Below are 12,318 nucleotides of genomic sequence, written 5' to 3' on the forward strand. Positions count from 1 at the left end.
GATGGGCACGGCCCGTGAACGCTCGTCACCCGTGCGCCGGCGGCGCCGTGGACGCTCGGACGATGAGCTCCGTGGGGATGGTGAGCCGTCGCATCCCGTCAGCGACCCCGCCCTCGATCTGCTCCGCGATGAGGTCGACCATCGTCGTCCCCGCGCGGTGGAAGTCGATGCGGACGGTGGTGAGGGCGGGTGCCAGGAACTCGCCCAGGGGCAGGTCGTCGAAGCCGACGACGGAGACCTCCCGCGGCACGTCGCGAGAGTGCTCGTGCATCGCGCGGATGAGTCCGACGGCGACCTCGTCGTTGGCGCACAGCACCGCCGTCACGTCCGGGCGGGCCGCGAGGTCCTGGCCCGCGCGGTAACCGTCCTGTGCGGCCCAGCCGCCGATGACCGGCTCAGGCACGGCGCGGCCGCGCTGCTCGAGCCGGGCGCGCCACGCGCTCCGCCTGAGCACGGCCGACGGCGCGTCCGCCGGGCCCGTGACGTGGTGGACGGTGCGGTGGCCGAGGTCGAGGAGGTGGTCGACGGCCTCGTGCACGCCGTGGACCTGGTCCGCTGACGCCGAGGGGTAGTAGCCCACGAGCGCGGAGTCGGAGGAGGCGACCGCGAGGGAGGGCGGCAGCGCCAGGTGCTCGGCCGTCGCACGGCCGGACTGCACGATGACGAGCCCCTCCACGGGCTGGCGGACGAGGTCGGTGACGGCGGAGTGCACCTCCTCGGCCTCGGGGTGCGCCACCTGGGTGACGGTCACGGCGAAGCCCCGGTCTCGAGCGGCGCTGAGGACGCCTGACAGGGTGCGGGCCTCACCGGTGCGCTCCACCTGCTGGGTGAGGACCCCGATGGTGTGGTAGGAGCCCGACCGCAGTGCCCGGGCGGCGCGGTTGGGGACATAGCCGAGCTGCCGCATCGCGTTCTCGACCTTGGCCCGCGTGTCCGGCCGGACCTTGCTCGAGCCGCGGGAGACGCGCGAGACGGTCTGAGGAGAGACGCCGGCGAGCCGGGCGACGTCGTTGATCGAGGAGGGGCGCCCCGCCTTGCTCGGGCGCGCAGGAGGGGTGGGCATGGACCGACCATAGTTCCCCGGTAGCGAGGGCGGACCGTGACGCGGCGGGCCCCGGCGTCGTCGAGACGCCGGTAGTGATGACGTCGCCATCGTCCATCAGGTAGGGCTTTCCCTCTTTAACGCTTGACTTTGAGGAAGAGACGAACTCAGAATGATGACGTCGCCACGGCGTGGCGGCACCTCGTCATCGATATGGCAGCGCTGCCGCTCGGGTGGCTGCCGCCTCGGCCGAGAGGAACGCCAATGGCGATCGTTCCCCGCTACTGGGAGGACCTCGAGATCCTCCACGAGAACACCCTGCCCGCCCGCGCCTACTACGTCCCCGACTCCCCAGGGCTCCAGCGCGACGTCGTCGATCGCGAACGGTCGGACCGTCTCCAGAGCCTCAACGGAACCTGGGAGGTGCTCTACCTGCCCTCCGTCCACCAGCTCACGGAGAGGTTCTGGGAGACCGGCGCCGAGCGCGAGGGCTTCGTCGCCCACCAGGTCCCGGGCGCGTGGCAGTACCAGGGGCTCGACTCCCACCAGTACACCAACGTCCGCTACCCGATCCCGCTCGACCCGCCCTACGTTCCCCAGGACAACCCGGCCGCCGCGTACGTCACCGCGTTCGATCACGTCACCAACGCCGACGCTCCGACGACCTCCCTCGTCTTCGAGGGGGTGGACTCCTGCTTCTACGTCTGGGTGAACGGGGCCTACGTCGGCTACTCCCAGGTCACCCACGCCACCAGCGAGTTTGACGTCACCGACGTCCTCCACGAAGGCGAGAACGAGCTCGCGGTCCTGGTGCTCAAGTGGTGCGACGGAACCTACCTCGAGGACCAGGACAAGTTCCGCACCAGCGGCATCATCCGGGACGTCTACCTCCTGGACCGTCCGCGCGACGTCCTGGTCGACTACGTCGTGACCACGCCCGTCACCGGCGGCGGTGCGCAGGTCCGGGTGCGCGGATCGTTCCGCGGGCAGGAGGTGCCCGTCGCCCTCACCCTCAGTGACGCCGAGGGCCACCCCGTCGCTCACGGGGAGCTCGTGCCCTGCGAGGACGACGAGCACCCCTTCGAGTGCGTGCTGCCGGTTCCCCACCCGCACCTGTGGAGCGCGGAGGACCCCTACCTCTACGACCTGAGGATCTCGGCGCCGCACGAGCAGGTCCTCGAGCGCGTCGGTATCCGCACCGTTCGCACGGACGGGGCGGTCCTCCTGCTCAATGAGCGGCCGGTGACCCTGCGCGGCGTCAACCGGCACGACTCGGACCCCGTGACGGGGCCCGTCGTCGACCTTGAGCACATGCGGCGCGACCTGTGCCTGATGAGGCGGCACAACGTCAACGCCGTGCGCTCCTCCCACTACCCGAACGACCCGCGCTTCTACCAGCTGTGCGACGAGTACGGCTTCTACGTCATGAGTGAGGCGGACAACGAGAGTCACGGGACCCAGACCCAGTACCTCGCCGACAGCTCCTGGGACAACGTCGTCGAGCACTGGAACGAGCGCATCGCCAACAACCCCAGGTGGATCGAGCCCACCCTGGACCGCGTGCGCCTGTGCCTCCTGCGTGAGCGCAACCGCCCGTCGATCATCTCCTGGTCCGCCGGCAACGAGTGCGCCTACGGATGGACCTTCGAGGCGGCCCTGCTGTGGATGAAGCAGACCGATCCCACGCGCGTCACGCACTACGAGTCCGCCTTCTACCGCTCCGGGGACCGGCGCTACGACTACCGCAGCATCGACCTCTACTCGCGCATGTACCCCACGCTCGACGAGGTGCGCGACTACCTGGCGGACGAGCCCGACAAGCCGCTCATCCTCGTCGAGTACTGCCACTCGATGGGTAACGGTCCCGGGGACCTCGAGGAGTACTGGGAGATGATCCTCGACGAGCCCCGCATGTGCGGCGGCTTCGTCTGGGAGTGGTGCGACCACGCCGTCCGTGCCGGGACCACTGATGACGGACGCCCGGTCCATCTCTACGGCGGCGACCACGGCGAGCTCGTCCACGACGGCAGCTTCTGCGTCGACGGACTCGTCTCCCCTGAGCGGGTCCCCCACACGGGGCTCGCAGAGCTGTGGAACGTCCAGCGGCCGGCGCGGGTCACGACGGCCGACCTTCAGGCCGGGACGGTGACGATCCACAACGTCCTGGACTTCACCGACCTGCGGGACCACGCCTCCGTCACGGCCGTGCTCAGCGTCGACGGCGACGTCGTGGCCACGTCACCGGTGGACCTGACCGAGCCGCTGCCGCCTCACGGCGTGACCCGCGTGGCCCTGCCGACGACCCTCAGGGAGGCGGTCCCCTCCTCCGGGCGCTGCCGCCTCACGCTGGAGTACCGGCTCCTTGCCGACACCTCGCTCCTCGAGGCCGGTCACCTCCTGGGCTTCGACGAGCTCGTCGTCCCGACGACCGACCCGCGTCCAGCGGCCCTGCGGGAGCGTGCTGAGGCTCCCGCGCCGACCGCCGCCGTCACTGTGCGCGACGACGAGGACGCCGTGACGGTCACTGCCGAGGGCTTCGAGCACGTCATCGACCCCCGCACCGGCATGCTCCGCTCCGCCACGGTGGGAGGCTCGCCGCTGCTCACGGCGCCGACCGGGCTCAACGTGTGGCGGGCCCCGACGGACAACGACCGGCACGTCCAGGTGGAGTGGCAGCGGGCTCACTACGACCAGACGGCGACGCGCGCCTACGGGTGCCGGGTCGAGGAGAACGGGGTGGAGGTCCTCGTGACCTGTGAGGTGGGCCTTGTCGCCCCGACCGTCCAGCCCGTCCTGCGGGGCGAGGTCTCCTGGCGCTTCACGGCCGACGGCGCCGTCGGCGTGCACCTCGACCTCCACCGTGAGGCGGAGATGCCCCCGCTTCCCCGTCTGGGGCTGCGCCTGTTCCTCCCGCGGGACCTCGACCGGGTCGACTACCTCGGGTACGGGCCGCAGGAGAGCTACGTCGACAAGCACCGCGGCGCCCGCTACGGGCACTACGAATCGAGTGTGAGCGATCAGGTGGAGCACTACGTGCGTCCCCAGGAGAACGGGTCCCACTGGGGGACCGACACCGTCACGCTCACGGGCGACGCCCTCGCGCTCGACGTGCTCTCACCCGAGCCCTTCTCCTTCAGCGCTCTGCCGTACACGCAGGAGGAGCTGACGATGACCGCCCACGACCACGAGCTCACGGAGTGCGGCTCCACGGTCCTGTGCCTCGACGTCGCGCACGCGGGCATCGGCTCGAACAGCTGCGGCCCCGCCCTCCTCGAGCGCTATCGCGTCACCGACGTGGACCTCGCCGCCGACCTGACCCTCGTGCCGCGCCGTCGCTGACCCGCCGGCCCCCTCTCTAGCAGTCCTTCTCCGAACACCCCCACCCGCCTCAACGCAGAGGAGCCCCCGTGAACGAGAAGAAGTACCTCAAGTGGTACAACAAGGTCGGCTACGGAACCGGCGACATCGCCGGCAACGTCGTCTACGCCTTCCTGTCGTTCTTCGTCATGATCTACCTGACGGACGCCCAGGGAATGAACGCAGGTGTCGTCGGAACCCTCATGATGCTGTCGAAGCTGTTCGACGGCGTGTCCGACTTCATCTTCGGCGTGCTCATGGACAAGACACGATCCCGGATGGGCAAGGCCCGCCCCTGGATGTTCTGGGCGTTCTTCGGGTGCGCGGCGATGATCATCGCCATCTTCGCGATCCCGACCTCCTTGGGCGACACCGCGAAGTACGCGTGGTTCTTCATCGCGTACACGCTGCTCAACGCCGTCTTCTACACCGCGAACAACATCGCCTACGGCGCCCTGACGGCCCTCATCACGAAGAACCCCAACGAGCGCGTGCAGATGGGGTCCATCCGGTTCGTCTTCGCCTTCGGCACCAGCCTCGCCATCCAGGCCGCCACCGTCGGCGCCGTCGAGGCCATGGGGGGCGGCGCTGACGCGTGGCGCAACATCGCGATCATCTACTCCGTCGTCGGACTCCTCTCCAACACCCTGGCGGTCTTCTCGGTCCGTGAGCTGACTCCTGCCGAGCTCGCGGACGAGGGGGCCGGCGAGGCTGACTCCGCAGTCCCTCTCAAGGAGGCGCTCGGCCTCCTGATCCACAACAAGTACTACGTGCTGCTCGTCGTCATGTTCATCATGATGCAGCTCTTCGGCGCTCTCAACGGCATGGGCATCTACTTCATGACCTACGTGCTGCACGACCCGAAGCTGCTCGGCGCCTTCGCGTGGGCGTCGAACATCCCGCAGATGGTCGCCCTGCTCAGCCTGCCCTTCATCGTCGTCAAGGTCGGCAACATGCAGAAGGTGTCCCTGTGGGGCTACGGCATCGCCATCGTCGCCCGCATCGGGATCATCATCGGTGGCTACATGACCAACGTGCCCGTCATGCTCGTCTTCACCGCGATCGCCATGCTCGGCACCTCCGCTCTCCAGGGCACCCTCACCGCCCTCATCGCGGAGGCCAGCGAACACACCTATCTCAAGTCCGGCAAGCGCCTCGACGGCCTCATGTTCTCCTGCACCTCCCTCGGTACGAAGCTCGGAGGCGGGCTCGGAACCGCCCTGACCGGCTGGCTCCTCAGTGCGGCGGGCTACGTCTCCACGACCGCCGGGAAGGCCGTCGATCAGCCCGAATCGGTCATCACCATGCTGCAGTTCGCCTACCTCTGGCTCCCGACGATCATCGTCATCGTCATCGCCGGGATCGTCACCCTCGTCGACGTCGAGGCGGTCAACCAGCGCCTGCGTGACGCGGCGGCCGAGAGGGTCGAGGCGATCAAGGTATGAGCGAGGACAACCTCACACCCGCCGCCCTCGAGGCGGCAGGCGCCCTGGGCGGCTCCCCGGACCCGGGTTACACCTGGCCGATTGAGCCCGAGGTGCGGGCGAACCTCGAGGCCTGGCGCGACATGAAGTTCGGCGTCATCATCCACTGGGGCATCTACTCCGCCATAGGCCAGGGAGGGTCGTGGTCGCTCCACCGCGACGACCTTGGATGGTTCACAGACCCGCCCGCCGACTGGAACGGCACCGACGCCGCTTACCAGGACTGGTACTACGACCAGGCCCGGACCTTCGTCGGTGAGGAGTTCGACGCCTCCGAGTGGGCTAGGCTCTGCGCCGACGCCGGCATGCGCTACTGCGTCTTCACGACGAAGCACCATGACGGCTTCTGCATGTACGACTCCCACTACACGAACCTCAAGTCGACCTCGGAGTCCTCGGGCCTGCGCCGCGACGTACTGCGTGAGGTATGCGACGCCTTCCGGGAGGAGGGCCTCACCATGGGCGCCTACTTCTCCCTGGCCGATTGGTCGCGCACGGAGTACTGGGACCGCGCGCTGCCCATCCACGACCGCTTTCACAACTACGACATCGCGGCCAGGCCGCGTGCCTGGGAGAGGTTCAAGGACTTCACGCGGGACCAGCTCGAGGAGGTCGTCGAGGGCTACGGACCCTTCAACATGGTCTGGCTCGACGCCGGATGGGTGCGCGAGCCTCACGAACCGATCGGGATGGAGAAGATCGCCGCCACCCTGCGTGCGCACGATCCCGGGCTCATGATCGTGCACCGTGAGGTCCACGGTCCGTTCGAGAACTACCGCACCCCCGAGCAGGAGATCCCCGACGACATTCTCCACTACCCGTGGGAGTCCTGCATGACACTCCAGCGGGAGTGGTGCGCGATGTCCCGAGACGAGGCCTCCAAGCCCGTCGAGGAGATCGTCGCGAACCTCGTGCGGATCGTTGCTCGTGGAGGCAACTACCTTCTGGGAATCGGGCCTGACGCCACCGGCCACATGCCCGACTCGGTCCGCGACTCGCTTGAGCGAATCGGCACCTGGATGACCGCGTGCGGCGAGGGCGTCTACGGCACCCGGGTCCCTGAGGACCCGCCGCAGGTCGAGTCCCTGGACGGGGCAATCAGCTGGTACCTCACGGAGAAGCCGCAGGAGGCGGGCACGGCCCTCTACGCCTTCGGGATCCCGGCAGAGGGGCGAGAGCTGGATGCAACCAGCCTGCGTGTGGACCGTCCGGTTGGCGCCGTAACCCTGCTCGGCTCGGACGGCCGCAGCCTGGCCCTCGACGAGTCCTCGGGCCGGATCGAGGTCCCTGCCTCGCCCACGCAGGGCGCCGTGGGGCTGCGGATCGAGCTGGCCTGACCCTCTCGCACCCGCGGAGGGCGTGGAGCGCCTCTTCGTTCCACGCCCTCGGCGCACGGGGCGGGCTCAGGCCGCGGCGAGGGCGCTGGCCGCGGACGCGGCGCCGCGTCCGCGGCCCGTCACGCCAGAGCCGCCGGGCCTCACGGGCGCGGTGACAGCGCGGGCACCGTCGTCGTGGGCGCAGGCGCGTCGCCGCGGTGTCGGGACCAAGTGCCCAGGTGGGGATACCCTTGGAGCGCCGTCGGAACGTGCTCAGCGTCCCGGCGGGCGCCGACGGGGCTCCGTTCCGCGGTGACCCCGAACGCGCCCGAACCCTGGGAGGAGACGAGCCATGGATCTCCCGACGCCGTCGCCCCAGCAGCGGGTCCTGGGCGTGACCGTCCCTGTTCCCGAGCCCTGGGCGTCCCGCGTCCGGCTCGTGCGCGCCACGGCCGGCGACCCTCTCGCCCGCAGCATCGGCCCCCACGTCACCGTTCTCCCGCCGACCCTCGTCCAGCAAGAGCTGGTGGAGGTGGCCGAGAAGCACGTCGCCTCCGTCGCCTCGCGGACGCCGCCCTTCGTCGTCGAGCTCGCCGGAACCGACGACTTCCGCCCCGCCAGCCCTGTCGTCTACCTCGACGTCGCTCGTGGCCGCGAGGACCTCGACGCGCTCCAGCGCGCCGTCCGCGACGAGCACGGCCCCCTCGCCCGCGACCTGCGCTTCCGCTTCCACCCCCACGTCACCCTCGCCCACGAGGTCGGCTCTGAGGCTCTCGACGCCGCGGCGGCCGCGGGCGAGAGCATCACCGCGGAGTTCGTCGTCGACCGGCTCGAGCTGCGAGCCCTCGCCGACGACGGCAGCTGGGACCTCCTGCGCACCGTCCCCCTGTCCGGCTCACCGACTCCCTGACCGCCCGCGCCATCGACCACCCACCACCGACCCAGGAGGACCATGACCGCCTCGACCGCAGACAACGAGCGCCCCGGCGACCCGAGCACCGACCTCGAGGGCGCCTCCGCGCTCGACTCCCGCGACGAGGGCCGCCGCGTCGCGGCCGCCCGTGCCGCCGCGGACGACCGGACGGACGCGGACGACAGCACCAGCACCGGCGCCACCGCCGCGGGCGCCGCGAAGATCGACGTCCCCGCCAACGCGCGCGGTGACGAGGTCAGCGCCGACGAGCGCAACGACCCCTCCGGTGGCGTCGGCGGCAAGGCCATGGGCCTCGTGGACCGGTACAACCGGTCCCGCGTGGGGCGGCTCCTCGCCCGTTACGGAACGGGCCGCGGCGCCCTCATCGCCGGCGGCATCGCCTACACGGGACTCTTCTCCTCCTTCGCGGCCCTCGCGATCGGCATCAGCTTCCTCATGGCCACCATCGGCCGGAACCCCCACGTCCGCGACGCCGTCATGAACGCCATCAACGCGATGCTCCCCGGCGTCATCGACGACGGCTCCGGGAACGGCCTGGTCACGATGGACCAGCTCCAGGTGAGCTCCGCGCTCAACATCGGGTCCATCATCGCGATCCTCGCCCTCATCTACTCCGCGATGGGCCTCATGGGCGCGCTCAAGTCCGGCGTGCGCGCCATGTTCGGCATCGTCCGGCTGCCGGAGAACGCCGTGATGAACCAGCTGTGGAACCTCATCGGCTTCCTCGTCATCATGGTCTCCGTCGTCGCGACGGCGCTGGCCTCGATCGTGACGAACACGCTCGCCAGCGCCATCAGCTCGCTGCCCGGATGGATCTCCGGGCCCGGTGGCACGATCCTGACCCTGGGAGTCTCCTTCCTCCTCGACGCCGGCACCTTCGCCCTCATCATCTGGGTGTGCGGCGTGCGACCGCCCAAGAAGGACTATGTCTGGGGCTCCGTCATCGCCGCGATCGGCTTCGGCGTCCTGCGCCAGCTCGGGACGAGCGCCGTCGGAAGCGTCACCGACAACCCGCTGCTCGCCTCCTTCGCCGCGATCATCGTCCTCATCCTCTGGCTCCACCTGGCCGCACGCGTGGTCCTCTACGTGAGCGCCTGGATGGCGAACCCGCCGCGTCCTCAGAACATCGACCACCCCGACGAGGTCCACGCGACCCAGCGCCCGAACTACGTCACCCTCTCGGTGCCGGAGACCCTCGCGTGGCCGCGTCAGTCGATCTCCGGCACGGTCGAGGTCGACACCACCGCCCACCCGGACTACGTCCCGCCCGTCGAGCTCGACGAGAACGGCCGCGCCGTCGACGGCGAGCCCGCCGACGCCTCCCGGCTCGGGTCGCGCGTCAACCGGTGGCGTTACAACCGCGCCAGGAAGAACCTCGAGGCGGCTCGTCGCCGCTACCTGGGCGACTGATCGCGCGCCGCGACGGACCGAGCGCGCCCGCACCCGTCGGTGCGGGCGCGCTCGTCGTCTACCCTGACCCGGTGAGCACCACGAGCGAGCAGACCGCGGCGGGCGCCGCCGCAGCGTCCGACGACCGACCCATTCACGCCATCATCCCAGCCGGTGGAGCCGGGACGCGTCTGTGGCCGCTCAGCCGCCGCGACCACCCCAAGTTCCTCCTCGACCTCACCGGTGCCGGGCGCACCCTCATCCAGGGCACGGTCGCGCGCCTCGAGCCCGTCGCGGCGAGCACGACGATCGTCACGGGCCTCGCCCACGTCGCCGCCGTCGCCGACCAGCTCCCCGGCGTCCCGCGCGAGAACCTCCTCACCGAGCCCCTCCCGCGCGACTCCATGGCCGCCATCGGCCTCGCCGCCGCCGTCATCGCGGAGCGCGAGGGACGCGACGCCATCGTCGGCTCCTTCGCGGCGGACCAGACGATCGCCGACGAGACCGCCTTCGAGGGGGCCGTGCGTCAGGCCGCCGCGCTCGCCCGCGAGGGATGGGTCGTCACCATCGGCATCGAGGCGACCGGCCCGTCGACGGCCTTCGGCTACATCCACGCCGGCGAGCCCACCGACGTCGCCGGGGCCCCGGACGGGCGCCGCGTCCTGGGCTTCACCGAGAAGCCCGACGCCGCGACGGCCGCGGAGTACCTCGCTACCGGCGACTACCGCTGGAACGCCGGGATGTTCGTCGCCCGCGCCGGTGTCCTGCTCGACCACCTCGCCGCCCAGAAGCCGGAGCTCGCCGCGGGCATCGAGGCCATCGCCGCCGCCTGGGACGGGCCCGAGCGTGAGGAGGTCCTCGCGGCGACCTGGCCCGGCCTCGAGAAGATCGCCATCGACCACGCGATCGCCGAGCCCGTCGCGGCCGCCGGGGGAGTGGCCACCGTCCCGGCCGCCATGGGCTGGGATGACGTGGGCGGATTCGACGCCCTGTCCGAGCTCGTCGCGCCGCGCACGGAGGGCCCCACCGCGGGCGTCGCGGTTCTCGACGCCACCGCCGAGGGCGGACCGGCGGCCGACGTCGAGGCCGTTGGGTCCGACGGCGCGCTGGTGGCCTCGACGACGGGCCGGAAGGTGGTCCTCCTCGGCGTGCCCGGGGTCGTCGTCGCGGACACGCCCGACGCGCTCCTCATCACGACGCCGGCCAGTGGGCAGCAGGTCAAGGGCGTCGTCGACCGTCTCAAGGCGGAGGGGCGCGACGCCCTGCTGTGAGTGGCGGAGCTGACGGCGCCGGTACGGGCGTCGCCCGTACCCGTACCCGCACCCGCGGAGAGGTCTCGCGGGTGGATCGGCGACCGGCGGGAGTGGGGTACACCACGTGCGCGGCGTCACGAGGAGGACTGTGACCGCAAGGTAACGATGGGGCGTCGTCGCGTTAACGCGGACCGTCTATCCTGTCAGCGAACGCGCCCGACCACCCCGGCGGGCGGTCAGCTCATCCCCCTTGGAGACCCCGTTGAAGAAGAAGACCTACTCCGCCATGGCGCTCGGCCTCGCCGCCGCGCTCTCCCTCGCCGCCTGCGGCTCCGCGCCCTCCGACTCCTCCTCCAGCTCCTCCTCGGGCGCGAAGGCCGGCTCCTCCGACTTCACCGCCTGCATGGTCTCCGACGAGGGCGGCTTCGACGACCAGTCCTTCAACCAATCCGGCAAGGAGGGCCTCGACAAGGCCAAGTCCGAGCTCGGCGTCAAGGAGATCGCCGTCGAGTCCCAGTCGGCCGCGGACTACCCGACCAACGTCGACTCGCTCGTCCAGCAGGGCTGCAACCTCATCATCGGCGTCGGCTTCAACCTCGCCGAGGACATGACGAAGGCCGCCAAGGCCAACCCCGACATCGAGTTCGCCCTCATCGACTCGAGCTTCACCGAGGACGGCCTCAAGAACGCCAGGCCCCTCATCTTCAAGACCTCCGAGGCCGCCTACCTCGCCGGCTACGCCGCGGCCGGGACATCGAGGTCCGGCAAGGTCGCCACCTACGGTGGTCAGGCCATCCCGACCGTCCAGATCTTCATGGACGGCTTCGCGCAGGGCGTCGCCAAGTACAACGAGGACAAGGGCAAGGACGTCCAGGTCCTCGGCTGGGACAGCAAGAACCCCGACGCCGGCTCCTTCGTCGGAGACTTCTCCAACACCACCAAGGGCCAGCAGCTCACCGAGCAGTTCCTCTCCCAGGGCGCCGACATCATCCTCCCGGTCGCCGGTCCCGTCGGCCTGGGGACCCTCTCCTCCGTCAAGGCGGCCGGGGGCGACAACGGCGTCGTGTGGGTCGACGCTGACGGCTACAAGTCCACCTCCGACGGCAGCATCATCATGACCTCCATCGTCAAGGAGATCGGCACCGCCGTCTACGACACGGTCGACCAGGCCCAGCAGGGCAAGTTCACCGCCGACCCGTACATCGGCACCCTGAAGAACGGGGGCGTCGGCATCGCCGACTACAACGACTGGTCCTCCAAGGTCCCTCAGGACGTCCAGACCGAGGTCAAGGACCTGCAGCAGCAGATCATCGACGGCAAGCTCGAGGTCTCAACCCCCTACGACCCGTCCTGACGCGCCCCCAGCACGTTCGCGCATGACGCACTGAGACGCTGGCTGACGCCGCCACCCCGCCCGGTGCGGCGGCGTCAGTCGGCCTCGGTGCGGAGGGACGCCCCACGGGCACACGGGCGACCTGTGCTCTCTCCCGGCCGTCCGCTCGGGCCCGCCGCCCAGCCATCTCTCTCACCCCCCCCTGCACAG

The 12,318-nt window shown here is 70.3% G+C and carries 8 protein-coding genes; 7 read left to right on the top strand and 1 reads right to left on the bottom strand.

The window, feature by feature from the left end; genetic code table 11:
* Positions 1-25: 25 nt before the first annotated feature.
* Entirely contained in the window at positions 26-1,063 is a 1,038-nt protein-coding gene (locus IXW69_RS02265) for a LacI family DNA-binding transcriptional regulator (protein ID WP_228524512.1), read from the bottom strand.
* A 243-nt stretch (positions 1,064-1,306) separates the two neighbouring features.
* Between IXW69_RS02265 and IXW69_RS02270 the strand changes: the two genes are divergently transcribed.
* The 7 genes from IXW69_RS02270 to IXW69_RS02300 all read left to right on the top strand — a co-directional run bounded on the left by IXW69_RS02270 (position 1,307) and on the right by IXW69_RS02300 (position 12,129).
* A complete protein-coding gene (locus IXW69_RS02270; RefSeq protein WP_194784757.1) occupies positions 1,307-4,381 on the top strand; it encodes a glycoside hydrolase family 2 TIM barrel-domain containing protein in 3,075 nt (1,024 codons plus the stop codon).
* A gap of 68 nt (positions 4,382-4,449) precedes the next feature.
* Complete coding sequence (locus tag IXW69_RS02275) at positions 4,450-5,844, top strand: MFS transporter (RefSeq protein ID WP_194784758.1); 1,395 nt, start codon at positions 4,450-4,452, stop codon at positions 5,842-5,844.
* The gene (locus tag IXW69_RS02280; protein ID WP_194784759.1) at positions 5,841-7,220 is read left to right on the top strand and encodes an alpha-L-fucosidase; all 1,380 of its coding nucleotides are present in this window, start codon (positions 5,841-5,843) and stop codon (positions 7,218-7,220) included. Before IXW69_RS02275 ends, IXW69_RS02280 begins: the two co-directional genes overlap by 4 nt.
* A 331-nt stretch (positions 7,221-7,551) precedes the next feature.
* Entirely contained in the window at positions 7,552-8,109 is a 558-nt protein-coding gene (locus IXW69_RS02285; RefSeq protein WP_194784760.1) for a 2'-5' RNA ligase family protein, read from the top strand.
* A gap of 42 nt (positions 8,110-8,151) precedes the next feature.
* Positions 8,152-9,543 (top strand): YihY/virulence factor BrkB family protein, encoded by a 1,392-nt coding sequence (locus IXW69_RS02290; RefSeq protein WP_228524514.1) that lies wholly within the window; start codon positions 8,152-8,154, stop codon positions 9,541-9,543.
* 71 nt (positions 9,544-9,614) lie between these two features.
* Entirely contained in the window at positions 9,615-10,793 is a 1,179-nt protein-coding gene (locus IXW69_RS02295; RefSeq protein ID WP_194784761.1) for a mannose-1-phosphate guanylyltransferase, read from the top strand.
* A gap of 268 nt (positions 10,794-11,061) precedes the next feature.
* Positions 11,062-12,129 (top strand): BMP family lipoprotein, encoded by a 1,068-nt coding sequence (locus IXW69_RS02300; protein ID WP_194784808.1) that lies wholly within the window; start codon positions 11,062-11,064, stop codon positions 12,127-12,129.
* Positions 12,130-12,318: the final 189 nt, after the last annotated feature.

The sequence above is a fragment of the Actinomyces haliotis genome (assembly GCF_015355765.1).
Lineage (GTDB): Bacteria > Actinomycetota > Actinomycetes > Actinomycetales > Actinomycetaceae > Actinomyces > Actinomyces haliotis.

Excerpts from the sequence above, each read along its gene's own strand:
- IXW69_RS02265 (WP_228524512.1), bottom strand. The coding sequence starts at position 1,063 with ATGCCCACCCCTCCTGCGCGCCCGAGCAAGGCGGGGCGCCCCTCCTCG.
- IXW69_RS02270 (WP_194784757.1), top strand. The coding sequence starts at position 1,307 with ATGGCGATCGTTCCCCGCTACTGGGAGGACCTCGAGATCCTCCACGAG.
- IXW69_RS02280 (WP_194784759.1), top strand. The coding sequence starts at position 5,841 with ATGAGCGAGGACAACCTCACACCCGCCGCCCTCGAGGCGGCAGGCGCC.
- IXW69_RS02285 (WP_194784760.1), top strand. The coding sequence starts at position 7,552 with ATGGATCTCCCGACGCCGTCGCCCCAGCAGCGGGTCCTGGGCGTGACC.
- IXW69_RS02290 (WP_228524514.1), top strand. The coding sequence starts at position 8,152 with ATGACCGCCTCGACCGCAGACAACGAGCGCCCCGGCGACCCGAGCACC.
- IXW69_RS02300 (WP_194784808.1), top strand. The coding sequence starts at position 11,062 with ATGGCGCTCGGCCTCGCCGCCGCGCTCTCCCTCGCCGCCTGCGGCTCC.